The organism is Mesorhizobium sp. P2_D5 (genome assembly GCF_056404355.1).
In genome coordinates this window covers 261289-286827 of sequence record NZ_JBFUEE010000004.1, presented here as the reverse complement: position 1 = coordinate 286827, position 25539 = coordinate 261289, and the positions used below count along the sequence as shown (strand labels likewise).

The following is a 25539-nucleotide window of genomic DNA, read 5'->3' as shown; positions in this document are numbered from 1 at the left end:
GATTGTTTCCACACCGTCCTACTGCTGGACGGCGTAGCACTCGATGTTCTTCTTCTTCAAAGCGGTGCAGGCCTTCCAGGCGGCGGCCTTGGAACCAAAGCCGCCGAAGCGGGCGCGGTAATAGGTGACGCCGTCCTTGTCGAAGGCGACTGTGAAGCCGGAAGCGTCGGCCAGCGCCTTGGGTGCCTGCTTGGTGGTCTTGTCGAGGAAGGCTTGGGCTTCGGACTGCTTGGGCGACGAGGCAACCTGGATGGCCCAGCCCGATGGCACCGACGCGGTGTTGACCGGGTCGACAGTCGGCGTCGGCGCCGGTGTTGGTTCAGCATAGGCCGCCACGACCTGGGCCGTGGCCACCTGCGGCGCCGACATGATGACAGTCTTGACCTTTTTCGCCTTGACGACAGGGGCAGCGTCTTCGGCAGCCTCTTCGCTCGGCTCGCTCTGCGCGGTGCTATCCTCCGCTACAGTGGCGTCTTCGGCAACGGTCGCATCGTCCTTGGTCGCGTCATCTTGCGCCACCACCGGCTTGTCGTCCGGCGTTGGCGCGTCGTGCTTGGGCAGCAGGACCTTGGCAAGGGCAGTGATCGGGTTGCTGCCGCTGGCTTTGGCGACCAGATCGCCGCCACCACGGGTCGATGCGCGCGGCATATAGGTGTTGATCAACGCAGCCATCTGGTTGTCGCGGCTGCCGCCCGACGTGCCACCCATGACGACGCCGACGATACGGCGATTGCCGTCGGAAACCGACGAGACGAGGTTGAAGCCGGAGGCGCGGGTGTAGCCGGTCTTGATGCCGTCGACGCCCTTGATGCGCCCAAGCAGGCGGTTGTGACCATTGATGCGCTGGCGCCCATAGAGAAAGGAGCGCTGCGAGAAATAGCCGTAATACTGGGGGAAATGCTCCCGCAGCGCGATGCCGAGCGTCGCCATGTCGCGCGCGGTGGTGAATTGGCCGGGATTGGGCAGGCCGTTGGCGTTGCGAAACACGGTGCCGTTCATGCCCAGCGCACGCGCCTTGGCGGTCATCATGCGGGCGAAATTGGTTTCATTGCCACCAAGCATTTCGCCGAGCGCGGTCGCCGAGTCGTTCGCCGATTTGGTGACCATCGACAGGATCGCGGTCTCGACCGTGACCGAGCCGCCCGGCTTCACGCCAAGCTTCGTCGGCGGCTCGGCGGCGGCGTTGGCCGAAAACACGACTTGCGAGTTCCTGCTGATCTTGCCCTTCGCCAGCGCCTCGAAGGTCAGATAGAGCGTCATCATCTTGGTGAGCGAGGCCGGATAGCGCCTGCCATCGGCATCCGCCGAATAAAGCACCTTGCCGGTCTTGGCGTCGATGACGATTGCCGCGGACCTCGCCGCCAGCGACGAGGCAACGTCGCCGCAGACGACTGTCATCGCCAGGGCGAAGATCATCATCGTTTTGAGAGGGGAGGTGGATTTGGAAACGATGCCCAACAACGCCTGACGCACTTGTATTTCCCTTGGATTCTTTGTTGCGCTGGAGGCGGCAAAGGGTCCTGCCTCACTTCCAGCCAAAGCTACCGGGGCAGCGTTACCAATCCGTTTATGGTAACCGCCGCGTTCACCATTTTCTTCGGGTTTGAAGCTCTCTTTATTCGATTTTTAGCCATTGACTGCGCAGGCGGTGTCTGGACGCCGGCGAAATGTTGACTTTTGTGCGGCGCACAATATATTAGCGTGCATTGCACAAGAGCGCCCCGAAGAAGGACGCTTCAACCCAAGGGAATGCGTGAAATGACCCAGACCTATGAGGACTTCAGCAAATACGGCAAAGAGTTTGCCGATACCGGATTGAAGAGCTTCGCTTCGCTCTCCAAGGGCGCGCAGGCGATCGCCACCGAAGCTGGCGAATACACCAAGAAGAGCTTCGAAGCAGGCAGCGCCGCCGTCGAGAAGATGTTTTCGGCCAAGTCGCTGGAAAAGGCGATCGAGATCCAGTCCGATTATGCCAAGCAATCGTATGAGGCGTTCGTAGCCGAGGCCACCAAGATTGGCGACCTCTATGCCGAACTCGCCAAGGAAGCCTACAAGCCGTTCGAATCGATCGTTGCCAAGGCAAAGTAATTTCGCCTGACGTGAGCAAGATCCGGCCCTTTGGGTGCGGGACAAAACCCGGTCGCGGAAGCGTGGCCGGGTTTTTTCATGTCAATTTCCGCTGCAAGGCCTCGCGCCCCTTCACGATTGCGAAAATCGGCCAAGTTTGGTCACCTAGCCATATTGTCAGCTAAACAGAAGGGCTTAAAATCGTCCATCGAACACCTACATGTCGAACTCGCATGGGGATTCGAAGAGGCAGGAATACGTGACGATCGATTTGACTGCCACGAGACGCGTGGCGCGGATGCAAAACGGCGGCGGCGACGGCAATGAGGCCGGCCGCGGGACGGCCGTTATCACGCGCACCAAAACCAAGACCAAGAAGCCCAGCCTTTACCGGGTCCTCATCCTCAACGACGACTACACGCCCATGGAGTTCGTGGTTCACGTGCTGGAGCGTTTTTTCCAGAAGGACCGCGAAGCCGCCACACGCATCATGCTTCATGTTCACAATCATGGAGTGGGCGAGTGCGGGGTCTATACATTCGAGGTGGCCGAGACCAAAGTGTCTCAGGTCATGGATTTCGCCCGACAGAATCAGCATCCGCTGCAATGCGTGATGGAGAAGAAGTGAGGTAACATGCCGGCTTTCTCCCAAGGCCTGGAAAAGGCGCTTCACCAGGCGCTGACGCTCGCCAATGAGCGGCACCATGAATATGCAACCCTTGAACATTTGCTGCTCGCGCTCATCGACGACACCGAGGCGGCCGCCGTCATGCGCGCCTGCAATGTCGATCTCGACGAGCTGAAGCACACGGTTCTCACCTATATCGACACCGAGCTCGACAATCTTGTCACCGGCTACGACGAGGATTCCAAGCCGACCGCCGGTTTCCAGCGCGTCATCCAGCGCGCGGTCATCCACGTGCAGTCGTCCGGCCGCGAGGAAGTGTCGGGCGCCAACGTGCTCGTCGCCATCTTCGCCGAGCGCGAGAGCCATGCCGCTTATTTCCTGCAGGAACAGCAGATGACCCGCTACGACGCGGTCAACTACATCTCGCACGGCATCGCCAAGCGTCCGGGTGCGTCGGAAACGCGTTCGCCGCGCGGCGCCGATGACGAGCAGGGCGGCCAGAACGGCGCCGAGCCGCAAGAGGAAGGCGGCAAGAAGAAGCAGCAGCAGGACGCGCTGACCGCTTATTGCGTCAACCTCAACAACAAGGCCAAGGCCGGCAAGATCGATCCGCTGATCGGCCGCGAGTCCGAGATCAACCGCACCATCCAGGTGCTGTGCCGCCGCTCCAAGAACAATCCGCTCTATGTCGGTGATCCCGGCGTCGGCAAGACGGCGATCGCCGAAGGCCTCGCCAAGCGCATCGTCGAGGGCGACGTTCCCGAAGTGCTGCACAATGCCACGATCTTCGCGCTCGACATGGGCACGCTGCTCGCCGGCACGCGCTATCGCGGCGATTTCGAGGAGCGGCTGAAGCAGGTCGTCAAGGAACTCGAGGACTATCCCGGCGCGGTCCTGTTCATCGACGAGATCCACACGGTGATCGGGGCAGGGGCCACATCAGGCGGCGCCATGGACGCGTCAAACCTGTTGAAGCCGGCCTTGTCGTCGGGTGCGATCCGTTGCATCGGCTCGACGACCTACAAGGAATTCCGCCAGTTCTTCGAGAAGGACCGTGCCCTGGTGCGGCGCTTCCAGAAGATCGACGTCAACGAGCCGACCATCGAGGACGCCATCGAGATCATGAAGGGCCTCAAGCCCTACTATGAGGAGTTCCACAAGGTGAAGTTCACCAACGAGGCGATCAAGGCCTCGGTGGAGCTGTCGGCGCGCTACATCAACGACCGCAAGCTGCCGGACAAGGCGATCGACGTGATCGACGAGACCGGCGCCTCGCAGATGCTGGTGCCGGAAGCCAAGCGCAAGAAGACGATCGGCATCAAGGAGATCGAAGCGACGATCGCCACCATGGCCCGCATCCCGCCGAAGACGGTTTCGGCCGACGACGAGAAGGTGCTGCAGGGTCTCGATATCGAGCTGAAGCGCGTCGTCTATGGCCAGGATACCGCGATCACCGCGCTGACCTCGGCGATCAAGCTGGCGCGTGCCGGCCTGCGCGAACCGGAGAAGCCGATCGGCTCCTACCTGTTCTCCGGCCCGACCGGCGTCGGTAAGACCGAAGTCGCCAAGCAATTGGCTGCATCGCTCGGTGTCGAGCTGATCCGCTTCGACATGTCGGAATATATGGAACGCCACACCGTATCGCGGCTGATCGGCGCGCCTCCCGGCTATGTCGGCTTCGACCAGGGCGGTCTGCTGACAGACGGCGTCGACCAGCATCCGCACTGCGTGCTGTTGCTGGACGAAGTCGAGAAGGCGCATCCGGACCTGTTCAACATCCTGTTGCAGGTGATGGACCACGGCAAGCTGACGGACCATAACGGCAAGCAGATCGACTTCCGCAATGTGATCCTGATCATGACCACCAATGCGGGCGCGTCGGATGCACAGCGTGCGGCGATCGGCTTCGGTTCGACCAAGCGCGAAGGCGACGACGTCGAGGCGATCAACCGGCTGTTCACGCCCGAATTCCGCAACCGTCTCGATGCGATCATCCCGTTCGGCTCGCTGCCGGTGCCGGTCATCCATCAGGTGGTGCAGAAGTTCGTCATGCAGCTCGAGGCCCAGCTTTCCGAGCGCGGCGTCACCTTCGACCTGTCGCCCGATGCCATCGCCTGGCTCGCCGACAAGGGTTATGATGAGCGCATGGGCGCGCGGCCGCTCGGCCGTGTCATCCAGGAGCACATCAAGAAGCCGTTGGCTGACGAGGTGCTGTTCGGCAAGCTCAAGAAGGGCGGCACGGTGCGCGTCACTGTCGAGAAGAAGGAAACCGGCGAGACCGGCCTGAAGCTCGAATCGCTCGCCGACGAGGCGCCGGTGAAGCCGAAGAAGGAAGAGCCGGAAGAAACGCCGAAGCCCACAAAGGCCGTCGCGAAAAAGCCCGCGGCCAAGAAGCTGGTGGCGCCGAAGCCCGAAGCCAAGGGCAAGGACGGCGGCAAGCGCAGCCTCGTGCCGCAATTGCCCAGAAAGAACTGACCCTGACAAAAGTCGAGAAAGCCCCGGAGACGGGGCTTTTTTCATTGGAGCAATGAGGGACGCATGGCCGGGCAGATCGTCATCCTGAACGGTGCGCCGCGATCGGGAAAATCAAGTATCGTCCAGGCCATCCAGGAGAATCTTGATGGTGTCTGGATCAATCTCGGTGTCGACGTTTACGAACAGGCCACGCCACCACGCTATCGGCCTGGAATAGGCTTGCGGCCGGGCGGCGAGCGTCCGGACCTTGAAGGCCTCGTGGCCGATTTCTACGCCGCGCTCTACGAATCGATCGCCGCCCATAGCCGGCTGGGGCTGAACGTCGTGGCGGATGTCGGCCACCACGATGCCTATTCAAAACCCCTGGATTGCCTTACCGATTGCGCGCGCCGTGTCGCCGGCCTGCCGGTGCTGTTAGTCGGCGTCCGCTGTCCGATTGCAATCATCATGCAAAGGCGTTCCGCCAGTGCGCCGGACAAGGGATACGTGACCGGCTCGCCCGGCGATCCCGTGCCGATACCCGTGCGTCTGTGGCAGAAGGAGGTGCACCGGCCAGGCGTGTACGACCTGGACGTCGACACCTCCCTGCTGAGCCCCACGCAATGTGCCGATGCGATCCGCCGGCGGCTGGAGCAAGGGATCGTTCGGCCGAGCGCGATCGAGCAACTGGCTCAAACCACCGCCAGGTAAAATTGCTTCGTCGCAAGGCGCCGTGCGGCGTCAGCTTCGCAGCGCCGCTCGTATCTTTTCGGCGCTCTCGGCCAGCACTTCCGGCTTCTCCATCCCGCCCGTGTGCGGCTTCAGGGGAATGCCGTCAAAGCGTGGGATGACATGCACATGCAGATGATAGACGGTCTGGCCCGAGGCTGGTTCGTTGAACTGCATGACGGTGACGCCGTCGGCGCCAAACCCTTGTTTGACGGCCCGCGCCACTTTCTGGACGACCGTGAAAAGCGGTCCGAACGTTGACGGATCGGCGTCGAGCAGGTTGCGCGACGGCGCCTTCGGCACCACCAGCGTATGGCCCGGCCCCTGCGGCATCACATCCATGAAGGCGACGACCGCTTCGTCCTCGTAGACGCGGTGCGAGGGAATTTCACCGCGCAGGATCTTTGCGAAGATGTTGTCGGTGTCATAGGCGGCCTCAGCCATGGCGAACGCTCCGGATTGTGCCTTTCGTGTAGCGAAGCCGTCGAAAGTCGGCAAGACGATCGGGTAAAGTCGCCCCGCCGATCGGGGCAGACCGGTCGCTACTCCTCGAGATTCCTGCGGAATGGGGTGTGCTCTTCCAGATATTCGCTCATCCGCTCCACCTCATGCCGTTCGCGCCTGAGATAGTCGGCAACGGCGTTGCGCAGGCCGGGGTGCGCTATGTAGTGCGCGGAATGCATGGTCACCGGGCGGTAGCCGCGCGCCAGCTTGTGCTCTCCTTGAGCGCCGGCCTCGACAACCCTGAGCTTGCGCTCGATGGCGAAGTCGATCGCCTGATGGTAGCAGACCTCGAAATGCAGGAAGGGATGGTCCTCGATGCAGCCCCAGTTGCGGCCGTAGAGTGCGTCGGAGCCGATGAAATTGATGGCGCCGGCAATGTAGCGCCCGTTGCGCTTGGCCATTACCAGCAGGATGTCGTCGGCCATGCGTTCGCCGATCAGCGAGAAAAACTGGCGGCTGAGATAGGGCCGGCCCCATTTGCGGCTGCCGGTGTCCATGTAGAAGGCGAAGAAGTCGTCCCAGGCCTTTTCGGTGAGATCCTTGCCGGTCAGCCATTCGATCGAGATGCCGTTGGCCAGCGCCTCGCGCCTCTCCTTTTTCATCGCCTTGCGCTTGCGCGAGGCAAGGGTGGCGAGGAAGTCGTCATAGGTTGAAAAGCCTTCGTTGAAGAAATGGAACTGCTGGTCGGTGCGATGCAGGAACCCTGCCGCTTCCAGCACCTCGACGTCGCTTTCCTGGGCGAAGGTCACATGCGCTGAAGAGACGCCAAGTTTTTGCGTGACCGCCTTCAGGCCCGCTGCCAGTCCCGCTTTGACGGCGCCGACATCCTCGCCCTTGGTGACCAGCAGACGAGGGCCGGTGACCGGTGTGAACGGCACCGCGCATTGCAGTTTTGGATAGTAGCGGCCGCCGGCGCGTTCGAAGGCATCCGACCAGCCATGATCGAACACATATTCGCCCTGGCTGTGCGATTTGAGATAGCACGGGACCGCCCCGAGCAGCTTGCCCTGCGCGGTCTCCAATCGCAAATGATGACCTTGCCATCCTGTGCGCCGCACGGCGCAGCCTGAGTCTTCAAGTGCACTCAGAAAAGCGAATGAAACGAGCGGGTTGTAGCCGTTTTCTGCGTTGCCTCGCGTGGTTCCGACGAGGCTGTTCCACTCGTCCGGGGTGAAAGCGCCGATGCCAGCGGCGATGCGGATCAAATAGTCCGCATTCGCCATCTGGTCATCGCCATCGTCGCCTTGATCCATGGGGCTTATTTAAGCTCCGTCCGGCCGGGTACAAGTCACGTTTCAGACACCGACTTCAGGCTACTTTGACCAGGTCGGGTTCGAACCCCTCGAACGTCATCTGGTCGGCATATCTATAGGTCAGGTCGACCGCCGGCTGGTCATGCACCGTCCAGGTGATGACCGGCATCTTCAGCTTCTCGCGGACGAAACTGACGAACCGGTTGGGCAGGTCGCCGGCGGCATAGGAGGTGAAGTCGATCTCATGCGCCAGCATGGCGAAATGCGCCTCGATCAGCTTGACGTCCTTGCCGTAGGCGGTCAGTCCGGCCGGAATGCCCGGCGCGTGTTTCGGAAAATCGCGGATCAGCCAGTGGTCGAACGACATGATCGCCGACTTGCCCTTGTAGCGCTTGAGCATCTTGCCGACGATCGCCACGAGACCCTCGTCGCGGCCCGGGGTGCCTTTCAGCTCAACGACCATCGGCACCCGGCCATCGACCAGGTCGAGCGCTTCCTGCAGCGTCGGTACATGATCCGACGTGCCGCCGACCTTGAGCGCCGTGAGCTCCGCCGCGGTACGCTGCCAGACGAACCCGTCCTGACCGGTCAGCCTCTGCAGATCGTCGTCATGAATGATGACGGGAACGCCGTCCAGCGACAGGTGCACGTCGCATTCGATGGCGTAGCCGCGCTCGGCCGCCGCGGCGAAGGCGGAAAGCGTGTTTTCCCAGCGCGTCTTGTTCATGTCGTGGAACCCGCGATGGGCGACAGGCCGGGCGGTCAGCCAGGATAGGTCGGTCATGGTCGTCTCCTGGCTCACTCGACTTCGAAGATCGCTTCGATTTCGACTGCGGCATTAAGTGGCAGCGAGGTGGTGCCGACAGCGGAGCGGGCATGCTTGCCGCGCTCGCCAAGTGCCGCAACCAGGAAATCGGAGCCACCGTTGGCAACCAGATGCTGTTCGACAAAATCCGGCGTCGAGGCGACGAAGACCGTGATCTTCACCAGGCGGCGGATTTTCTCGAGGTCGCCGAGTGCGGCCTTGGCCTGCGCCAGGATGTTGATCGCGCAGTATTTTGCCGCGTCCTTGCCGGCCGCGGTTTCGACGTCACGGCCGAGCAGGCCGCTCGCCTGCAGCTTGCCGTCCTTGAGCGGCAACTGCCCGGCGGTGAACAAGAGGTTGCCGGTCCTGCAATAGGGCACATAGTTGGCGGCGGGCGCGGCGGCGACAGGAAGCGTCACGCCCAGATCGCTTAGCCGCTTTTCGATTGTTTCACTCATGGTATTTCCCTATTGCTTGGGTGACGCCGCGCTGGCCGGGCCGAAATTGCTATTTTTGCCTCGCTTCCGCCACGACTTTTTTTAAGCTGGACCATCTTTCCCTGCGGCCTGCCATCAGCCGCGACGATCGGAGTACCTCATGCGCGCAACGCGCCTCGCATTCAATGCCGTCCTGTTGTCGGCGGTGTTCTCGGTAGGCCCTGCTTTCGCCGTGCCGGCGCTGCAAGCCCACCGCGCTGTTTACGATCTCACCCTCAACAAGGCATCCGATCAATCCGGCATCACGGGCATTTCCGGCCGCATGGTCTACGAGTTCAACGGCTCGGCCTGTGAAGGCTATACGGTGAAATTCCGTTTCGTCACCCAGATCGTCACCAACGAGAACACGAAGCTGACCGACCAGCAGACGACCACTTTCGAGGACGCCGAAGGCAAGACCTTTTCATTCGTGACGAAGTCCTTCGTCGACCAGAACCTCGACAAGGAGGTCAAGGGCATCGCCACGAAAGAGACCAAGGGGTTGAAGGTCGATATCGACAAGCCCGAAAAGAACAGCCTCGAACTGGCTATGACCCAATTCCCGACCCAGCATCTGGTCGAACTGATTGGCAAAGCCGAAAAGGGCGAGAATTTTTACGAAACGAACCTTTTCGACGGTTCCGAAGACGCCAACAAGGTGATGACCACCACGGTCGTCGTCGGCAAGAAAACCGATGCCGACAAGGCCGACCCGGAGGCCCCGGCATTGGCGAAGCTCGCCACCGACAAATACTGGCCGGTCGACATCGCCTATTTCGACGACACCGACAAGACAGGCGAAGAGGTCCCGGAATACCGGATCAGCTTCAAGCTGCACGAGAATGGCATCACCCGCGACCTCGTCATGGACTATGGCGACTTCTCGATGACCGGCAAGCTGGTCAATCTTTCGCTGTTCGACCAGGCGAAAACCTGCCCGACCAAATAGTGCTTCAGCTGGCCAGTTGATTCACGACGACACGGCGTTGTCGTGGCAAACGACTTGAACGCGCCGTAATTGCTCCCCAACTTCCTCCAGCGTCGAGACGCAAAAGGGGGGAGCAGCTTGAGCAGGATCGATGTCTTCGTGGCGCCGAGGCCAAATCCGGCGCTGATCAGGGCCATGACATCAGTCAACCGGATCGTCATGCTGCGGGGGATACCGGGTTTTCGCGATATCTTGCCGTTCAACCGCCTGGCCGGGCTTCGTGGCGTCGCCAATGTCCGCCATATCGACTTTCCGCATGCCGACCTCGAGCGGCTGAAGGCCAGTTGCGGGGCGGGGAAGGCGACCTTCGTCACGCCCAATCATCCAGAGTTCTTCACCGACTGGATGATCGACAAGGAGATCGTGTCGCAGGTCAGCCCGCTTGCCGCTTCCTGGGCAACGAATGGCGTCGTCAACGGGCTTGGCCGGCTGATGCAGAAATTCTGGCTGGCCAACAACCTGATCGCCCAGATTCCCGGCAACAGCGGGGCAGCCAAGGAACACTCCGTCGCCTGGGCATTGAAAGGCCATGGCGTGCTGCTGCATCCAGAAGGCGGCGTCGGCTGGCATGCCAACATCGTGGCGCCGTTGCTGCCGGGCGCCGTCGAGATGGGGCTTGAGGCGCTCAAGCGAGGTCGGGCCACGGATCCAGATTTCAAGGTCTGGATCGCGCCGGTCGTCTGGAAACTGGTCTTCACCAGGAATGTCGAAGCGGCGCTGGCGAAGGAATGCACCTTTGTCGAGAAAAACCTGAAAATAGAACGCCAAGCGACCGACACGCTGCCACAGCGCATCCACCATATCTATTCGACGCTGCTGGCCCGCGACGAAGCCGGGTGGAGCCTGTCATCCGAAGAGGGCGCGAGCTATGCCGGGCGCCAGAAGGCTTTGGTCGCCGAACTCAGCCGTCGGCTTGGCCAGGCCATTTCTCCAGACACCGCCGTCCCCGAAACCACCGAGCTTCTGAGGCTGGCGCGTCGTTCGCAGCGCGAAAACACCGGCGATGCGGACGAGCAAAAGAAGGTCCGCGCGCTCGCCGACACGATTCAGAGGCTGCAACGCGTCGGGTCGTGGGCCTCGGCCAATCCGCGCATCACGCAGGAGGAGATCGCCGAGCACCTGAAGCGGATCCGCAACGACTATTGCCGGAGCGGATTGCGCGACACGATGAACCGGCTCATTCCGCAGCCGGCCGGACCGCGCTGCGCCTACATCCGGGTACCCGATCCACTTGGCTTGCATGAGCATGCCGGCTCGGTCGACGATGCGGTTGCCGAGTTGCACCGTCGCATGCAGGCCACAGTCGCCAGCACGGTGGCTGAGCTTACGGCCGGTGGCAGCTTCATTTTCTATCCGAATCCATTCTATCGTCACTGACATTCACACGGGCCATGTGGCCGATCGTCATTCGCTTGCGAAAAATGGCGGATTGCGAAGAATGAAAGGCAGACAGCAAGCTTCATGGCAGTCTATGTCGACGCGGCGATCTGGAACTGGGCTGGCCATCGCTGGTGCCATCTGATGGCTGACGACACCGACGAGTTGCATCGCTTCGCCGCGCAACTCGGCCTCAAGCGCTCATCCTATCAGGGGCCGCCCAAGACTTCGGCGCCGCACTATGACATAACCGGCTTCGAGCGCGACCGTGCGGTGCGGCTCGGCGCTTTCGAATGCAGCCGCGAGGAGATCGTCGCGATCTTCCGGCGGGTGCGGGTGCCCAATGGAAAGGCTCGGCGATGACACCAACGGCATTTCTGGCTTATTGCGCCGCGATCACGCTTGCAGCCGCAACACCGGGACCGGCGATGTTCGCGGTCATAACCAATGGTGTGTCGCGCGGGTTTCTTCGTGCGTTCGTGGCCGGGGTCGGCGTCGCCGCCGGCGATGCCGTGCTGGTCACCCTGGCGTTGCTCGGACTGGTGGCGTTGGCCCAGACTTTCGAATGGGTTTTTCTCCTGCTGAAATACGCGGGCGCTACCTATCTGGTTTTCCTCGGCATCAGGATGTGGCGAGCCGCCGCCACGCAATCGGATGAACCACAGGCGTCGCAGGCGCGATTGTCACGGTCGTTCTTCCTCGGCGCATCCATTGCGCTGGGCAATCCGAAGGCGATCCTGTTCCATGCTTCGATCATGCCGCTGATCCTGAACCTCAACACCATGACCCTTGCCGACGGACTGCTGGTGGTCGCGGTCGTCATCAGCGTCAACATCCTCACCATGGGTATCTATGCTGCACTTGCCGGGCGGGCTGCGGGCTGGTTCAGGACGCCGAGACGCATGCGGCTGATGAACAGGTTTGCCGGCAGCGCGATGATCGGCACAGGAGCGCTGATTGCCGCACGCTGAGCGGTGAAACGCCACACGGCTTGCGTTTGTCGCGCATCCCCTCTATATGCGCGCTCATTCCACACACGGACTTTGGTGTCTGCCCGGGAGAAATCCGGCTGAAACCTCCGGTGGCGTTCGAGGACAAAGTCCAAAAATGCCTGTGTCCGTGGAGGCTAACCGGAAAGGAACTAAGAATGGCTCTGCCTGATTTCAGCATGCGCCAGCTTTTGGAAGCTGGCATTCACTTCGGCCACCAGACCCACCGCTGGAACCCGAAAATGGCGCCCTACATCTATGGCGCCCGTAACAACATCCACATCATCGACCTCTCGCAGACTGTGCCTTTGCTGCACCAGGCGCTGAAGCAGGTTTCCGACACTGTCGCCAAGGGCGGCCGCGTGCTGTTCGTCGGCACCAAGCGCCAGGCGTCCGACATCGTCGCCGATGCGGCACAGCGTTCGGCCCAGTATTACGTCAATTCACGTTGGCTCGGCGGCATGCTGACCAACTGGAAGACGATCTCGAACTCGATCCAGCGCCTGCGCAAGCTCGACGAGATGCTGGCCGGCGAGGCCCAGGGCCTCACCAAGAAGGAGCGCCTCAACCTCGACCGCGAGCGCGAGAAGCTCGACAAGGCGCTGGGCGGCATCAAGGACATGGGCTCGACGCCCGACCTGATGTTCGTCATCGACACCAACAAGGAAGCGATCGCAATCCTCGAGGCCAAGCGCCTCGGCATCCCGGTCGTCGCCATCATCGATTCGAACTGCGACCCGGACAAGATCGACTTCCCGATCCCCGGCAATGACGACGCTGCCCGCGCCATCCAGCTCTATTGCGACCTGATCGCCAAGGCTGCGATCGACGGCATCGCCCGCCAGCAGGGTGCACTCGGCGTCGACATCGGCGCTTCGGTCGAAGCTCCGGTCGAACCGGCTCTCGATCCGGCTCCGGCATCGGAAGCCCCCGAAGCTTAACAATCGAAGGCCGGTTGCGGCCTTCATCTTTCTCATATTTTGGCACGCTAAACAGACGCATCATCGAGGTTCGATGGTGCGTCGGTGCATTTAAAACAAAGAGGCGACAATGAGCATTTCGGCTGCACAGGTCAAAGAACTCCGCGACTTGACCGGCGCGGGCATGATGGATTGCAAGGCGGCGTTGAACGAAACCAACGGCAACATGGAAGAGGCCATCGACTGGCTGCGCAAGAAGGGCATTTCCAAGGCTGACAAGAAGGCCGGCCGCACCGCGGCTGAGGGCCTGATCGGCGTCGATTCCGGCCCGCGCGAAGCTGCCGTCGTCGAAGTCAATTCCGAGACCGACTTCGTTGCTCGCAATGCTGCATTCCAGGAGATCGTTGCCAATGTGGCCAAGGTCGCGCTCGCCTATGGCGGCAAGACCGACGCGGTTGCAGCGGCCAAGTATCCGGGTTCGGACAAGTCGGTCACCGACACCATCAAGGACGCCGTCGGCACCATCGGCGAGAACCTGGGCTTCCGCCGTTCGGCCAAGCTCACCGTTCCGCATGGCGCCGTCGCCACCTACGTCCACAACGCGGTTGCCGATGGCCTTGGCAAGCTCGGCGTGCTGGTCGCGATCGAGACCACGGGCAACGAGCATGCGGCCAATGCGTTTGCGCGTCAGGTCGCGATGCATGTCGCCGCCACCAGCCCGATGGCGCTGACCACCGAAGAACTCGATCCGGCGGCAATCGAGCGCGAGAAGGCGATCTTCTCCGATCAGGCACGCCAGTCCGGCAAGCCGGAAGCGATCATCGAGAAGATGGTCGAAGGCCGTCTGCGCAAGTTCTACGAGGAAGTCGTCCTCCTGAAGCAGGCCTTCGTGCTCAATCCCGACATCACCGTCGAGAAGGCGCTGAAGGATGCCGAGAAGGACATCGGCGCCCCTGCCAAGATCACCGCCTATCTGCGCTTTGCGCTGGGCGAAGGCATCGAGAAGGAAGAGACCGATTTCGCGGCGGAAGTCGCGGCGGCGGTCAAGAAGTAAGCTGCCGCGGCGGCTGTCCTTCTGACGAATTTTATCGGCCGGGTGTCCGCAGGGATGCCCGGCCGATTTCTTGTGCGGTGTCGATGAAAGCCCTGAGCTTCGGCGCCATCGACGCCCGGCGGGGAAAATAGAGGAACAGCCCAGGCTCGTCGATCGCGGCTTCGCGCAGCACCTCGACCAGCCGGCCGGCCTGGATGTCGGCTCGCACCAGCGGCTCGAACAGGTAGGCCAGCCCGATGCCGGCCAGCGCCATGTCGCGCGCCGACAGCGGATCGGTGACGACGACGCTGCCACGCGTTTCGACGCCGATATCATTGCCCTGGTCGGACAGATCCCAGCGATAGAGCGCGCGCGATCGCAACAGACGATAGCCGATGCAGTTGTGGCTGGAGAGATCAGCCGGCGTTCGCGGCTTTCCGTGGCGGCCAACATAGGCGGGGGAGGCGACGATGATCGTTCGGAACGGCTCGGTCAGCCGTACCGTCACCATATCCTCGGCAATCATCTCGCCCAGCCTTATGCCGGCGTCGAAGCCTTCGCCGACAATGTCGCTCAGGCGCTCGTCGGTGAACACCTCCACCGTCACTTCGGGATAGCGCTCGGCCATTGCCGACAGGATGGGCATCAAGGCGAGCGGCAACGCCAGGCGCGGCACATTGATCTTGAGCAGGCCGCTCGCCCTGCCTTTCACCGAGCGAATCCGCTCGATCCGATCCGCGATATCCTCCAGGGCAGGCTCCGCTGCCGCCACAAGCGCCTCACCGGCCTCGGTCAAGGCAACGCTGCGCGTGGTGCGGGCAAACAGCGGCTGGCCGATCCGCTCTTCGACAAGGCGCACCGCGTGGCTGACCGCCGAAGGGCTCATGCCAAGTTCCGCGGCGGCGGACGCAAAGCCGCCGCGTCGCGCCACGGCGACGATGACGGGAAGATGGCTGAGCAGGTCGCGATCCATTCATGCATGATATCGCATAGTCTGTGCAGATAATGCAATCTTCTCGACGCCGGCGGGCTGGCCCACATTGTCGCCAACAGATCGGCGGCGGCCGATGCGTAAAGGAAAAGAGACATGAATGCATTGAAGTACGCTACCTTCGCGGCGGGTATTGCGCTGGCGCCGGTCGACGCCGGCGGAGCCGAGCCATCGCGCGAAATGACGCTCGCCGATGAGCGCGCGGTTATCCGTATCGCCGATGCCATCGATCGTGCCGTCGATGCACAGGATTGGCGGCTGGCCCGCAGCTATTTCGCCGACCGTGTCACCGTCGACTTCAGCAGCCTGAGCGGACAGCCCTCGGCCACCGTCGCCTCGGACGATCTGATCGGGACCTGGGCAGCGAATCTCAGGGGCAGCAAGACCAGCCTGCATCTTCGTACCAACCACCAGGTCGCCATCGACGGCGACGCCGCGACCGTGTCCTCCAATGGCTATGCCTGGAACCGGATGGAAGGCAATGGCGACCCGCTCTGGGAAGTCTGGGGCACTTACGAACACCACCTGACCCGTTCGGGCGCGGGTTGGATGGTGGACGGCTTCACATTCCGCATGACGCATGAGCGCGGCAATCCGTGGGTCAAGGCGACCCCCGGACAGGATCGGCATTGAACAGGATCGGAACGACATCATGACCATGTCCTACTACACCCTTGGCAACAGCGGGCTACGAGTCACCCGCCTGGCACTCGGGACCATGACCTTCGGCACCGAATGGGGCTGGGGTGCCGACAAGGAGACGGCGCGCGCTCTGGTCGATGCCTATGTCGAGGCAGGCGGGAATTTCTTCGACACCGCCGACGCCTATACCGGCGGCACCTCCGAGACCTGGCTTGGCGAGTTCATCGCCGAGCGCGGCCTGCGCGACAAGGCGGTGATCAGCACCAAGTTCAGCATGAATCTGGAGCAGGGCAATCCGAATGCCGGCGGCAATGGCCGCAAGAACATCATCCGCGCCGTCGAAAGCTCGCTGAAGCGGCTCGGTACCGACTATATCGATCTCTATATCCTGCATGCCTGGGACAGGCTGACGTCGCCGGAAGAGGTGATGCGGACGCTTGACGATCTGGTGCGCGCCGGAAAGATCCGCCATGTCGGCCTCTCCGACGTCCCCGCCTGGTACGCGAGCAGGGCGCAATCCGTCGCCGAGCAACGCGGCTATGAACCGGTTTCGGCGCTGCAGCTCGAATATTCGCTGGCCGAGCGCAACATCGAGCATGAATTCGTGCCGTTCGGCACGCGCTACGGCGCCGGCATCATGGCCTGGAGCCCGCTGGCAAGCGGCCTTCTGAGTGGCAAATATCGTTCAGATACAATCAATAAGGCCGGCGGCAGGCTGGAGACGATGCGCGGCTCGAGCAATCCGGGCTTTCAGAAATTCAACGACCGCAACTGGGCAATCGTTGCCGAACTGGAAAAGGTTGCCGGCGAGCTTGGCCGCGGCATGGCCCAGATCGCCTTGAACTGGGCGGCGACAAGGCCAGGTGTCGCCTCGGTGATCATCGGTGCGACCAGGCTGGATCAGCTCAAGGACAATCTCGGCGCGCTCGATTTCGAGATTCCGCGAGAGCTTCTGGTACGGCTCGACGCAGTCAGCCGGCCAGTCACGCCGTTTCCATATTCGTTCTTCGGACCGGAAATCCAGGGCGGCCTCACCGGGGGTCAGGCGGTCGGCGGCAAGCCGATGGGCTACTTCCCGGACCTGCTGATAGAGGGCGCTTTCGCCGGCGTCAGCTAATGATTGGCTGAGCGTCTCGATCTCGAATTTCCGGCTCGGGCGCCGCGTGACATCGCGGCGCCCTTCGTGTATCGGAACACGGCATCGCGCCATGTTTCGGGGCGGCGCCTGCGCGAGGGTAGCCACCCGGAACGCGTCACACGCAAAATGACGAGGACCAGATGACGGTGAAGCCCCTCTACCGACGTGTCTTGTTGAAAGCGTCGGGCGAAGCGTTGATGGGCGAACAGCATTTCGGCATCGACGTTTCGGTGGTGGATCGCATCGCCGCCGATATCGCCGAAGCCCGCGCACTGGGCATCGAGGTTGGCGTCGTCATCGGCGGCGGCAACATCTTTCGCGGCGTGGCCGTCGCCTCCAAGGGCGGTGACCGCGTCACCGGCGACCACATGGGCATGCTTGCCACGGTCATCAATTCACTGGCGCTGCGCACGTCATTGAACAAGATCGGCGTCGACGCCGTGGTGCTTTCTGCGATTGCCATGCCCGAACTCTGCGAGAGTTTCTCACAGCGCCAGGCAACCGCCTACATGAACCAGGGCAAGGTGGTGATCTTTGCCGGCGGCACCGGCAATCCGTTCTTCACCACTGATTCGGCGGCTGCACTTCGTGCGGCCGAAATCGGCGCCGACGCGCTGTTCAAGGGCACTCAGGTCGACGGTGTCTACTCGGCCGACCCGAAGAAGGACCCGGATGCGACGCGTTTCGAGCGCATCAGCCATGGTGAAGTCATAAAACGCGGCCTCTCCATCATGGATACGGCTGCGATTGCACTTGCGCGCGAAAACAACATTCCGATAATCGTCTATTCGATCCACGAAAAAGGTGGGTTTGGCGATATTCTAAGGGGCGGCGGCCGCTGCACGGTCGTCGCGGACGATTGATCCTGGGGCCTGGTCCCGAAAAAGGGATGACGGTTTTCGAAAATCAGGCTCGAACACGGGGCCTTGCCCCAAAGCAGTGAACCCGCGCTAGACGGGTCGAGGAGATTAAGATGAGTGGTGTGTACGACGATCTCAAGCGGCGCATGGACGGGGCAATCGCCGCGTTCAAACATGATCTGGCTTCGCTGCGGACCGGTCGCGCCTCCAGCAATCTGCTCGACGCGATCCAGGTGCAGGCCTATGGCACCACCATGCCAATCAACCAGGTCGCCAACGTCTCGGTGCCGGAACCGCGCATGATTTCGGTGTCGGTCTGGGACAAGTCGATGGTCGGCGCGGTCGACCGCGCCATCCGCGAATCCAATCTGGGCTTCAACCCGATCGTCGACGGCACCAATCTCAGGATTCCGCTGCCCGAGCTCAACGAACAGCGCCGCAAGGAACTGGTCAAGATCTCGCATGGCTACGCCGAGAACGCCCGCGTCGCCGCTCGCCACGTGCGCCGCGATGGCATGGACTTCCTGAAGAAGGCGGAAAAGGACGGCGACATCAGCGAGGACGATCAGCGCAAGCGTTCCGAACAGGTCCAGAAACTTACCGACGAAACGATCAGCACCATCGACCACCTGCTTTCCGATAAGGAAGCTGAAATCATGCAGGTTTAGGGTTTTGGCCATCGGCTGACCCGAAAGCGAGAACATGGCAACGCCCGCGCATGTCGCGATCATCATGGACGGAAACGGACGCTGGGCCAAAGCGCGCGGCATGCCTCGTCTTGCTGGCCATCGGGCCGGTGTCGAAGCGCTGCGCAAGACGGTGCGCGCCGCACCCGGGCTCGGCATCTCCTTCCTGACTGTCTATGCCTTCTCGTCGGAGAACTGGTCGCGGCCGAAGTCCGAGGTCAGCGACCTGATGGGCCTGCTGAAACTGTTCATCCGCCGTGATCTCGCCGATTTGCACCAGAGCGGTGTGCGGGTCAGAATCATCGGTGACAGGGCAGGGCTGCAATCCGACATCAGGGGGCTGCTCGACGAGGCCGAATCGCTGACCGCCGCAAATGAAGCGCTGACCCTGGTGATCGCCTTCAACTATGGCGGACGCGACGAGATCGTGCGGACGGCGCGCAAGCTTGCCGCAGCCGTGGCCCGTGGCGAACTCGACAGCGAGGCGATATCCGCCGAAAGCTTTGCCGGCGCACTCGACACGCAAGGCATCCCCGACCCGGAACTGGTCATCCGCACCAGTGGTGAGCTGCGGCTGTCGAACTTCCTCCTGTGGCAGGCTGCCTATAGCGAGCTCGTCTTCCTGCCTTGCTACTGGCCCGACTTCAGCCGCGAGCATCTTGCCGAGGCCCTGCGCGAATTTGCCAGCCGCGAACGCCGATTCGGCGGACTTGGCTCGCAGGACGTTGCCTCGCGACCGGCCGCAGGATGAGCAATCTCCAGCTTCGCGTCATTTCGGCAGTCGTGCTTGCCATCATTACCCTTAGCTTGACCTGGTTTGGGGGGCTGCCGTTCCGGTTGCTGTGTGCCGTGATGGCGGCGGTGATTTTCTATGAATGGACACGCATGTCGCGCCCGGCCGAGGCCACGGGCCTGGGTTTCCTGCCGGAAGCGCTGCTGGTTGTTTTCATTGGGGCCTTGATTGCCGGCCTTGCCGCATCGTGGCTGCTGCCGCTTGTCGTGGTGGCGGTTGCCGCAGTGGCGATTGCCGCCTCGGTTCGCAAGACCGGACGATGGGACGCGGCCGGTCTTGCCTATGCCAGTGTTTCCGGCCTGTCGCTTGCCCTGTTGCGCGACGGGGATCGTTCAGGCCTCGTCGCCATCCTGTTCCTGTTCGCGGTCGTCTGGGCCACCGATATCTTTGCCTATTTCGTTGGCCGTACGGTCGGCGGCCCAAAACTGGCGCCGTCGATCTCTCCCGGCAAGACACGCAGCGGCGCGCTCGGCGGCGCTGTCGGCGGAGTTGTGGCCGGGCTCATCCTGGCCGCGGTTGCCGGCGTCGGCAATCTGGCGTTGCTCGGCCTTGTGGCGCTCGTGCTGTCGATTGTCGCCCAGGCTGGCGACCTGTTTGAATCCTGGATCAAGCGCCGCCACGGTCGCAAGGATTCGGGTGCGCTCATCCCCGGCCACGGCGGCGTCATGGACCGTGTCGACGGGCTTGTCGCGGCGGCTTTCGCCCTATACGTCATCGGCTGGATTTCGGCGACCGCCGATCATCCGGCGCAGGGGCTGTTTCCGGTTTGAGAGGCGTCATTTCTGGGCTCGATGCGCGCCGCGCCTTGGATTCGCCTGGATTGATGCCACAGTCACGGCGCTATCCGCGCCGCGGAAGAATTTGAGGGTTTATCTTGAACGAGATTCTTCACGCGCTTTTCAGCACACAAGGCTTCGTCCTTGGCACGCTCGTGCCGTTCCTCTTTGTGCTGACCGTGGTCGTGTTCGTCCATGAAATGGGCCACTACCTCATCGGGCGCTGGTGTGGCATCGGGGTCAAGGCCTTCTCGATCGGCTTCGGCCCGGAGCTTTTCGGCTTCAGCGACAGCCACGGCACGCGCTGGAAACTGTGCGCGATACCGCTTGGCGGCTATGTCAAATTCGTCGGCGACATGAACGCCACATCGAGTCAGCCGACTTCGGAAGAGATCGAGACGCTGACCGAGGAGGAACGCAAGGTCGCTTTTCACACGCAGCCGATCTGGAAGCGCGCGGCGACGGTCGTCGCCGGGCCGCTGTTCAATTTCCTGCTGACGATCGTCGTCTTCACCGTGTTGTTTTCCGCCTATGGCCGCTATGTCGCCGAGCCGATGGTCGCCGAGGTGACGGCTGACAGCCCGGCGGCGAAAGCCGGCATCCTGCCCGGTGACCGATTCGTCAGCGTCGACGGCAGCAAGGTCGAAACCTTTGGTGACGTCCAGCGTCTGGTTTCCGGCCGTGCCGGCGACGCCATCACCTTCGTCATGCTGCGCGACGGCAAGGAGGTCACGGTGACCGCGGCGCCGCGGCTGATGGAACAGGAAGACGCGCTCGGCAACAAGGTCAAGGTTGCCGTGATCGGCGTCGTCAACAACAAGGAACTCGGCCAGCCCCGCCTCGTCACCTACACGCCCGTCGGGGCGGTTGCCGCGGCAGTCGAGGAGACTGGGCATGTCATTCAGCGCACTGGTCAGTTCCTGCAGCGTTTCGTTGTCGGGCGTGAGGATAAATGTCAGCTGGGCGGCCCGGTGAAGATCGCCGACATGGCCGGCAAGGCAGCGAAACTTGGGTTCGAATGGCTCGTGCAACTGATTGCACTGCTGTCTGTCGGCATCGGGTTTCTGAACCTTTTGCCGATTCCCCCCCTCGACGGCGGCCATCTCTTGTTCTACGGGGTGGAGGCCGTCATTCGCCGTCCGGTGTCGGATCGGATGATGGAAATGGCCTATCGGGCCGGGTTGCTTCTGGTGCTGTGCTTCATGGGTTTCGTTTTCTGGAACGATCTGTTTGGATGCTGAAATCATGAAGAAATTTGGCTTTGGCATGGACGTTGTTGAGACGCCGTTTACCATGCCCCGGAATATGAGTGACGCGAAAGCCACGCCGCAAGGTTAAGTAAATTCAAATTAACCAGAAGCCTTGCGTGTAGGGAAAATCCGGTTAATACGGTAGGAGAAATTACCGCACGTCCGGTTTTCTCGCCGTGGGGACTACGAGAAAAGGTTATTAAGCCCGATGAAGGCAGCATCCAAGTTTCTGAGCGCCGCGTCCGCGGTGACCCTGTCTGCGGCCCTTGTGGTGCCAGGCGCGCTCGCAGTGCAGTTCGTTGCCACATCGGCGGCCGAAGCCGCTGTCGTCAGCAGAGTAGAAGTGAGCGGCAACCAGCGTATCGACGCTGAAACCATCCGCAATTACATCACCATCAAGCCGGGCAAAGCTTTCTCCAGCTCCGATATCGACAGCGCGGTCAAGGCGCTGTTCGGCACCGGCCTGTTCTCGGATGTGCAGATCAATCAGGTCGGCTCGACACTGGTGGTCAAGGTTGCCGAATACCAGGTCGTGAACCAGGTGCTGTTCCAGAACAACAAGAAGCTCAAGGACAACGCGCTTGAGATGGCGGTGCAGTTGAAGCCGCGCGGAACGTTTTCGCAGGCGACGCTCGACTCCGACGTCGAAGCGGTCAAGGCTGCCTACAGGCGCATCGGTCGCGACGATGTGACCGTGACCACGCAGGTCATGCAGCTTGGCGATAACCGCGTGAACGTCGTCTTCAACATCAGTGAAGGCGATCGCACTCAGATCGCGGCGATCAATTTCGTCGGCAACAGCGCCTATTCCAGCCGCCGCCTGTCGGATGTGATCAACACCAAGCGTTCGTCCTGGGTTTCGTTCATTCTGCGCGACGACGTCTATGACGACGACAAGCTGCGCGCCGACCAGGAGCTGCTGCGCCGCTTCTATTACAATCACGGCTATGCCGATTTCCAGGTCGTGTCCGCCGTCGGCGAACTCGACAGTGCGACGAACAAGTACACGGTCACCATCACCGTCCAAGAAGGCGACCGCTACACGTTCGGCGATGTCAGCGTCGAAAGCACCATCCCGGAAGTCGACTCGAAGTCTCTGGAATCGGTGGTCGAGACCCGCAAGGGCGACGTCTACAATGCCAAGGACGTCGAGGACACCATCATCGCGCTGACCGAGAAGGTGGCCGGTTCCGGCTATGCCTTCGCGCAGGTGACGCCGCGCGGCGACCGCAATTTCGAGAACCACACCATTTCGGTGGTCTACACCATCGACCAGGGCACCAAAGCCTATATCGAACGCATCGAGATCCGCGGCAACGACCGCACGCGTGATTATGTCATTCGCCGCGAGTTCGACGTCAGCGAAGGTGACGCCTTCAATCAAGTTCTCATCCAGCGCGCGAAGAAGCGCCTGGAAAACCTGAATTACTTTGAAAAAGTCGATATCTCGACCGTTCCAGGCTCGCAGCCTGACCAAGTCGTGCTGGTGGTCGACGTTGTCGAAAAATCGACCGGCGAATTCTCGGTCGGCGCCGGCTACTCGACCGGTGGAGACACGGCGGGTCCGTCCATCGAAGGATCGATCACCGAGCGCAACTTCCTAGGCCGCGGCCAATTTATCAAGCTGTCGGCAGGCGGCGGCAAGAATTCGCGCGACTACAGCCTGTCCTTCACCGAACCCTATTTCCTCGGACGGCGCATCGCCGCCGGCTTCGATATCTTCCAACAGACCCGGAATTACGATCACTACGATAGCGAGACCACGGGTGCGACGGTGCGCTTCGGCCTGCCGATCACCAACAGCATCTCGACGCAGTTGGCGTACAACATCGCCCGGGAAAAGTACGAGTACGACGACGGTTGCGATGACAATGGAGACGGCGTGCTGGGCGACTGCGATGTTTCGCAGGCGATCGTTCAAGGTATCGAGGAAAGCCCCTGGATCAAGTCGTCGGTCAGCCTGGGGCTGGTCTACAACACCATCGACGACATGAAGAACCCGCACGAAGGCATCTATGCCACAACGACGGCCGAATTTGCCGGCCTCGGTGGCGACGCCAAGTATGTGAAGCTGACTGGGCGCGGCAGCATCTATCAGACGCTTTCAGAGCAGTTCGATCTGGTTGGCCTCCTCTCGGCTGGCGCGGGTCATGTCGAGGGTTACGGCGGCGACGGCGGTTTGCGTATCTTCGATCAGTTCCAGAGCACCGACCGCATGATCCGTGGTTTCGAATATGGCGGCATTGGCCCTGTGGACAGTGTTACGGGTGACCATCTCGGCGGCACGACTTATTTTAATGCCTCGGCCGAAGCCCAGTTCCCGCTGCCAGTCATTCCGGAGAGCTTCGGGCTGCGCGGCGCGGTGTTCGCGGACGCAGCAACGCTCTATGGCACCAAGATCGAGAATGCGGCTGTCACCCAGACGTCGACTGACCTGAAGCTGCGCGCCTCGGTCGGCCTCGGCTTGATGTGGGCATCGCCGTTCGGTCCGATCCGTATCGACTATGCGATCCCGGTCAAGAAGGAAGCGACCGACAACGTGCAGGAGTTCAATTTCGGCATATCGACCCGCTTCTGATCGACGGCCAACGATGCTCCCGGATTTTTCAGGTCCGGGAGAGATGTTCCGACCTAGCTGGATATAGCTTCTGGAATGACCGATCCGGTGTTCTTCGCGCCATCACGCCGGTATACGGCGGGCGAAGTCGCGAATCTGACCGGCTCGGTGCTTGTCGATTCCGGCCAATCCCATATCTCGATCGAAGCGCTCGCGCCGGCCAATGAGGGCGGCGAGAATGCGCTCGTTTTCGTCGATGGCAAACGCAATTCCGCGCTGATGCTGTCGCTGCGGGCGGCCGCGGTCCTGTGTCCGGCGGAATTCGCCAGCAAGGCGCCGGCCGGCATCGCGGTACTCATTCATCCGCGTCCGCAACAGGCCTTCGCGCTGGTCGGCCGTCTGCTGTTCCCGACGGCCGCGACACCGGGACCAATGACCAGTGAAACCGGTGTCTCGCCGCATGCTCATATCGATCCGACCGCGCATGTCGAGGCAGGTGCTGTCATCGAGGCAGGTGCCGTCATCGGGCCGGGTGCTTCGATCGGCGGCGGTACGGTCATCGCGCCCAACGCTGTCATCGGACAATCCTGCCAGATCGGCCGCGACGGCTATGTCGGTCCAGGCGCCAGCATCCAGTATGCCTTGATCGGCAACCGCGTCATCATCCATGGAGGCGCCAGGATCGGCCAGGATGGTTTTGGCTTCGTCGGCGGCGCCAAGGGACCCGAACGCGTGCCGCAGGTCGGCCGTGTCGTTATCCAGGACGATGTCGAGATCGGCTCCAACACCACCGTCGATCGCGGCGCCATGTCCGATACGATCATAGGCCAGGGCACCAAGATCGACAATCTCGTACAGATCGCCCATAACGTCCGCATCGGCCGCAATTGCATAATAGCCGGGCTTTCGGGTATCTCGGGTTCCGTGATCGTGGGTGACAATGTCACCATGGGCGGCGGCGTCGGGCTTGCGGATCACCTGACCATCGGGTCTGGGGCCAAGCTCGCCGCCAGAAGTGGGTTTATGAGCAATGTCCCTGCAGGCGAGATCTGGGGTGGTTATCCGGCACAGCCGATGGCGGAAGCCATGCGGGAGATAGCCATGCTGCGCAAGCTCGCCAGGACCCGCAAACAGGGCGAGGGAGGCAATGGCTGACATGATCGCTTCGACTACGCTGGAAGCGGTCGACATTATGGGGCTCATGAAGCTCCTGCCGCACCGCTATCCGTTCCTGATGATCGATCGCATCGTCGACATCGATGGCGACGAGTCCGCCGTCGGCATCAAGAACGTGACCATAAACGAGCCGCATTTTCAGGGCCATTTCCCCGAGCAGCCGGTGATGCCGGGAGTGCTCATCGTCGAGGCGATGGCGCAGACGGCCGGCGCCATCTGCATCCGCAGCCTGCGCACTGAAAAGCCGTCATTGGTCTATTTCCTGACCATCGACAATGCCAAATTCCGCAAACCGGTCGTTCCCGGCGACCAGTTGAGGATCCATGTCAAGAAAATCAAGAAACGCGGCAACCTGCTGAAGTTCGCTTGTGAAGCCATGGTCGACGGCGCCAAGGCGGCCGAGGCCGAGATTTCAGCCATGATGGTCACCAGCGACTGACGATCGAA

26 protein-coding genes are annotated in these 25539 nt (G+C 61.8%); 20 read left to right on the top strand and 6 right to left on the bottom strand.

Annotated features, from left to right (window positions below):
- Positions 1 to 18: 18 nt before the first annotated feature.
- Positions 19 to 1473 carry an SPOR domain-containing protein gene (locus AC1DYW_RS19080; RefSeq protein ID WP_477227275.1) on the bottom strand — a complete coding sequence of 485 codons (1455 nt, stop codon included), beginning with the start codon at positions 1471 to 1473 and terminating at the stop codon, positions 19 to 21.
- A gap of 285 nt (positions 1474 to 1758) precedes the next feature.
- Here AC1DYW_RS19080 and AC1DYW_RS19075 point away from each other — a divergent pair, with 285 nt between their 5' ends.
- The 4 genes from AC1DYW_RS19075 to AC1DYW_RS19060 all read left to right on the top strand — a co-directional run bounded on the left by AC1DYW_RS19075 (position 1759) and on the right by AC1DYW_RS19060 (position 5860).
- Positions 1759 to 2088 carry a phasin family protein gene (locus AC1DYW_RS19075; RefSeq protein WP_184874143.1) on the top strand — a complete coding sequence of 110 codons (330 nt, stop codon included), beginning with the start codon at positions 1759 to 1761 and terminating at the stop codon, positions 2086 to 2088.
- Positions 2089 to 2365: 277 nt separating this feature from the next.
- Positions 2366 to 2695 carry an ATP-dependent Clp protease adapter ClpS gene (gene clpS / locus AC1DYW_RS19070; RefSeq protein ID WP_010909565.1) on the top strand — a complete coding sequence of 110 codons (330 nt, stop codon included), beginning with the start codon at positions 2366 to 2368 and terminating at the stop codon, positions 2693 to 2695.
- Between the two features lie 6 nt (positions 2696 to 2701).
- Positions 2702 to 5170 (top strand): ATP-dependent Clp protease ATP-binding subunit ClpA, encoded by a 2469-nt coding sequence (clpA, locus tag AC1DYW_RS19065; protein WP_095091822.1) that lies wholly within the window; start codon positions 2702 to 2704, stop codon positions 5168 to 5170.
- Positions 5171 to 5233: 63 nt separating this feature from the next.
- Positions 5234 to 5860: a chloramphenicol phosphotransferase CPT family protein gene (locus tag AC1DYW_RS19060; protein ID WP_477227274.1), complete on the top strand. Its 627-nt coding sequence runs from the start codon at positions 5234 to 5236 to the stop codon at positions 5858 to 5860.
- A 30-nt stretch (positions 5861 to 5890) separates the two neighbouring features.
- Here AC1DYW_RS19060 and AC1DYW_RS19055 read toward each other — a convergent pair whose 3' ends face one another.
- From AC1DYW_RS19055 to AC1DYW_RS19040, 4 genes are all read right to left on the bottom strand, one after another.
- A complete protein-coding gene (locus AC1DYW_RS19055) occupies positions 5891 to 6322 on the bottom strand; it encodes an HIT family protein (RefSeq protein WP_477227273.1) in 432 nt (143 codons plus the stop codon).
- Positions 6323 to 6420: 98 nt separating this feature from the next.
- Entirely contained in the window at positions 6421 to 7635 is a 1215-nt protein-coding gene (locus AC1DYW_RS19050; RefSeq protein ID WP_477227272.1) for a GNAT family N-acetyltransferase, read from the bottom strand.
- Positions 7636 to 7690: 55 nt separating this feature from the next.
- Positions 7691 to 8419: a glycerophosphodiester phosphodiesterase gene (locus AC1DYW_RS19045; RefSeq protein ID WP_477227271.1), complete on the bottom strand. Its 729-nt coding sequence runs from the start codon at positions 8417 to 8419 to the stop codon at positions 7691 to 7693.
- Between the two features lie 14 nt (positions 8420 to 8433).
- Positions 8434 to 8898, bottom strand: a complete 465-nt coding sequence (locus AC1DYW_RS19040) for a RidA family protein (protein ID WP_477227270.1) — start codon at positions 8896 to 8898, stop codon at positions 8434 to 8436.
- A 139-nt stretch (positions 8899 to 9037) separates the two neighbouring features.
- Between AC1DYW_RS19040 and AC1DYW_RS19035 the strand changes: the two genes are divergently transcribed.
- The 6 genes from AC1DYW_RS19035 to tsf all read left to right on the top strand — a co-directional run bounded on the left by AC1DYW_RS19035 (position 9038) and on the right by tsf (position 14244).
- A complete protein-coding gene (locus AC1DYW_RS19035) occupies positions 9038 to 9865 on the top strand; it encodes a cell envelope integrity EipB family protein (RefSeq protein ID WP_477227269.1) in 828 nt (275 codons plus the stop codon).
- A gap of 117 nt (positions 9866 to 9982) precedes the next feature.
- A complete protein-coding gene (locus AC1DYW_RS19030; protein WP_477227268.1) occupies positions 9983 to 11281 on the top strand; it encodes a lysophospholipid acyltransferase family protein in 1299 nt (432 codons plus the stop codon).
- A gap of 84 nt (positions 11282 to 11365) precedes the next feature.
- A complete protein-coding gene (locus AC1DYW_RS19025) occupies positions 11366 to 11644 on the top strand; it encodes a DUF4031 domain-containing protein (RefSeq protein ID WP_095081470.1) in 279 nt (92 codons plus the stop codon).
- Positions 11641 to 12252, top strand: coding sequence for a LysE family translocator (locus tag AC1DYW_RS19020; RefSeq protein ID WP_457152197.1), 612 nt, complete (start codon positions 11641 to 11643; stop codon positions 12250 to 12252). Before AC1DYW_RS19025 ends, AC1DYW_RS19020 begins: the two co-directional genes overlap by 4 nt.
- 176 nt (positions 12253 to 12428) lie before the next feature.
- Positions 12429 to 13211, top strand: coding sequence for a 30S ribosomal protein S2 (rpsB, locus tag AC1DYW_RS19015; protein ID WP_023777441.1), 783 nt, complete (start codon positions 12429 to 12431; stop codon positions 13209 to 13211).
- Between the two features lie 109 nt (positions 13212 to 13320).
- Positions 13321 to 14244 carry a translation elongation factor Ts gene (gene tsf / locus AC1DYW_RS19010; protein WP_457152196.1) on the top strand — a complete coding sequence of 308 codons (924 nt, stop codon included), beginning with the start codon at positions 13321 to 13323 and terminating at the stop codon, positions 14242 to 14244.
- Between the two features lie 31 nt (positions 14245 to 14275).
- Here the strand turns inward: tsf and AC1DYW_RS19005 are convergent, their stop codons facing one another.
- Positions 14276 to 15196: a LysR family transcriptional regulator gene (locus AC1DYW_RS19005; RefSeq protein ID WP_477227267.1), complete on the bottom strand. Its 921-nt coding sequence runs from the start codon at positions 15194 to 15196 to the stop codon at positions 14276 to 14278.
- Positions 15197 to 15310: 114 nt separating this feature from the next.
- Here AC1DYW_RS19005 and AC1DYW_RS19000 point away from each other — a divergent pair, with 114 nt between their 5' ends.
- The 10 genes from AC1DYW_RS19000 (at position 15311) to fabZ (ending at position 25531) form a co-directional block, all read left to right on the top strand.
- Entirely contained in the window at positions 15311 to 15847 is a 537-nt protein-coding gene (locus tag AC1DYW_RS19000; RefSeq protein ID WP_477227266.1) for a nuclear transport factor 2 family protein, read from the top strand.
- A gap of 19 nt (positions 15848 to 15866) precedes the next feature.
- Positions 15867 to 16973 carry an aldo/keto reductase gene (locus AC1DYW_RS18995; RefSeq protein ID WP_477227265.1) on the top strand — a complete coding sequence of 369 codons (1107 nt, stop codon included), beginning with the start codon at positions 15867 to 15869 and terminating at the stop codon, positions 16971 to 16973.
- A gap of 161 nt (positions 16974 to 17134) precedes the next feature.
- The gene (gene pyrH / locus AC1DYW_RS18990; protein WP_013895365.1) at positions 17135 to 17857 is read left to right on the top strand and encodes a UMP kinase; all 723 of its coding nucleotides are present in this window, start codon (positions 17135 to 17137) and stop codon (positions 17855 to 17857) included.
- Positions 17858 to 17967: 110 nt separating this feature from the next.
- The gene (gene frr, locus AC1DYW_RS18985) at positions 17968 to 18522 is read left to right on the top strand and encodes a ribosome recycling factor (protein ID WP_457154608.1); all 555 of its coding nucleotides are present in this window, start codon (positions 17968 to 17970) and stop codon (positions 18520 to 18522) included.
- 34 nt (positions 18523 to 18556) lie between these two features.
- Positions 18557 to 19291 carry an isoprenyl transferase gene (locus tag AC1DYW_RS18980; protein WP_095081447.1) on the top strand — a complete coding sequence of 245 codons (735 nt, stop codon included), beginning with the start codon at positions 18557 to 18559 and terminating at the stop codon, positions 19289 to 19291.
- On the top strand, positions 19288 to 20103 hold the full coding sequence (locus tag AC1DYW_RS18975; RefSeq protein WP_457154609.1) for a phosphatidate cytidylyltransferase: 816 nt from the start codon (positions 19288 to 19290) through the stop codon (positions 20101 to 20103). The genes AC1DYW_RS18980 and AC1DYW_RS18975 overlap by 4 nt, the downstream gene beginning before the upstream one ends.
- A gap of 104 nt (positions 20104 to 20207) precedes the next feature.
- Entirely contained in the window at positions 20208 to 21350 is a 1143-nt protein-coding gene (gene rseP / locus AC1DYW_RS18970) for an RIP metalloprotease RseP (protein WP_477227264.1), read from the top strand.
- 217 nt (positions 21351 to 21567) lie between these two features.
- A complete protein-coding gene (gene bamA / locus AC1DYW_RS18965; protein ID WP_477227263.1) occupies positions 21568 to 23937 on the top strand; it encodes an outer membrane protein assembly factor BamA in 2370 nt (789 codons plus the stop codon).
- 75 nt (positions 23938 to 24012) lie between these two features.
- Positions 24013 to 25071 (top strand): UDP-3-O-(3-hydroxymyristoyl)glucosamine N-acyltransferase, encoded by a 1059-nt coding sequence (lpxD, locus tag AC1DYW_RS18960; protein ID WP_477227262.1) that lies wholly within the window; start codon positions 24013 to 24015, stop codon positions 25069 to 25071.
- Complete coding sequence (fabZ, locus tag AC1DYW_RS18955; RefSeq protein WP_095081436.1) at positions 25064 to 25531, top strand: 3-hydroxyacyl-ACP dehydratase FabZ; 468 nt, start codon at positions 25064 to 25066, stop codon at positions 25529 to 25531. Before lpxD ends, fabZ begins: the two co-directional genes overlap by 8 nt.
- Positions 25532 to 25539 lie beyond the last annotated feature (8 nt).

Bases quoted from the DNA above. Each gene is read 5' to 3' on its own strand.
- AC1DYW_RS19075 (WP_184874143.1), top strand. From the start codon at position 1,759: ATGACCCAGACCTATGAGGACTTCAGCAAATACGGCAAAGAGTTTGCC.
- clpS (WP_010909565.1), top strand. From the start codon at position 2,366: ATGCAAAACGGCGGCGGCGACGGCAATGAGGCCGGCCGCGGGACGGCC.
- clpA (WP_095091822.1), top strand. From the start codon at position 2,702: ATGCCGGCTTTCTCCCAAGGCCTGGAAAAGGCGCTTCACCAGGCGCTG.
- AC1DYW_RS19060 (WP_477227274.1), top strand. From the start codon at position 5,234: ATGGCCGGGCAGATCGTCATCCTGAACGGTGCGCCGCGATCGGGAAAA.
- AC1DYW_RS19055 (WP_477227273.1), bottom strand. From the start codon at position 6,322: ATGGCTGAGGCCGCCTATGACACCGACAACATCTTCGCAAAGATCCTG.
- AC1DYW_RS19050 (WP_477227272.1), bottom strand. From the start codon at position 7,635: ATGGATCAAGGCGACGATGGCGATGACCAGATGGCGAATGCGGACTAT.
- AC1DYW_RS19045 (WP_477227271.1), bottom strand. From the start codon at position 8,419: ATGACCGACCTATCCTGGCTGACCGCCCGGCCTGTCGCCCATCGCGGG.
- AC1DYW_RS19040 (WP_477227270.1), bottom strand. From the start codon at position 8,898: ATGAGTGAAACAATCGAAAAGCGGCTAAGCGATCTGGGCGTGACGCTT.
- AC1DYW_RS19035 (WP_477227269.1), top strand. From the start codon at position 9,038: ATGCGCGCAACGCGCCTCGCATTCAATGCCGTCCTGTTGTCGGCGGTG.
- AC1DYW_RS19025 (WP_095081470.1), top strand. From the start codon at position 11,366: ATGGCAGTCTATGTCGACGCGGCGATCTGGAACTGGGCTGGCCATCGC.
- AC1DYW_RS19020 (WP_457152197.1), top strand. From the start codon at position 11,641: ATGACACCAACGGCATTTCTGGCTTATTGCGCCGCGATCACGCTTGCA.
- rpsB (WP_023777441.1), top strand. From the start codon at position 12,429: ATGGCTCTGCCTGATTTCAGCATGCGCCAGCTTTTGGAAGCTGGCATT.
- tsf (WP_457152196.1), top strand. From the start codon at position 13,321: ATGAGCATTTCGGCTGCACAGGTCAAAGAACTCCGCGACTTGACCGGC.
- AC1DYW_RS19005 (WP_477227267.1), bottom strand. From the start codon at position 15,196: ATGGATCGCGACCTGCTCAGCCATCTTCCCGTCATCGTCGCCGTGGCG.
- AC1DYW_RS19000 (WP_477227266.1), top strand. From the start codon at position 15,311: ATGAATGCATTGAAGTACGCTACCTTCGCGGCGGGTATTGCGCTGGCG.
- AC1DYW_RS18995 (WP_477227265.1), top strand. From the start codon at position 15,867: ATGACCATGTCCTACTACACCCTTGGCAACAGCGGGCTACGAGTCACC.
- pyrH (WP_013895365.1), top strand. From the start codon at position 17,135: ATGACGGTGAAGCCCCTCTACCGACGTGTCTTGTTGAAAGCGTCGGGC.
- frr (WP_457154608.1), top strand. From the start codon at position 17,968: ATGAGTGGTGTGTACGACGATCTCAAGCGGCGCATGGACGGGGCAATC.
- AC1DYW_RS18980 (WP_095081447.1), top strand. From the start codon at position 18,557: ATGGCAACGCCCGCGCATGTCGCGATCATCATGGACGGAAACGGACGC.
- AC1DYW_RS18975 (WP_457154609.1), top strand. From the start codon at position 19,288: ATGAGCAATCTCCAGCTTCGCGTCATTTCGGCAGTCGTGCTTGCCATC.
- bamA (WP_477227263.1), top strand. From the start codon at position 21,568: ATGAAGGCAGCATCCAAGTTTCTGAGCGCCGCGTCCGCGGTGACCCTG.
- lpxD (WP_477227262.1), top strand. From the start codon at position 24,013: ATGACCGATCCGGTGTTCTTCGCGCCATCACGCCGGTATACGGCGGGC.
- fabZ (WP_095081436.1), top strand. From the start codon at position 25,064: ATGGCTGACATGATCGCTTCGACTACGCTGGAAGCGGTCGACATTATG.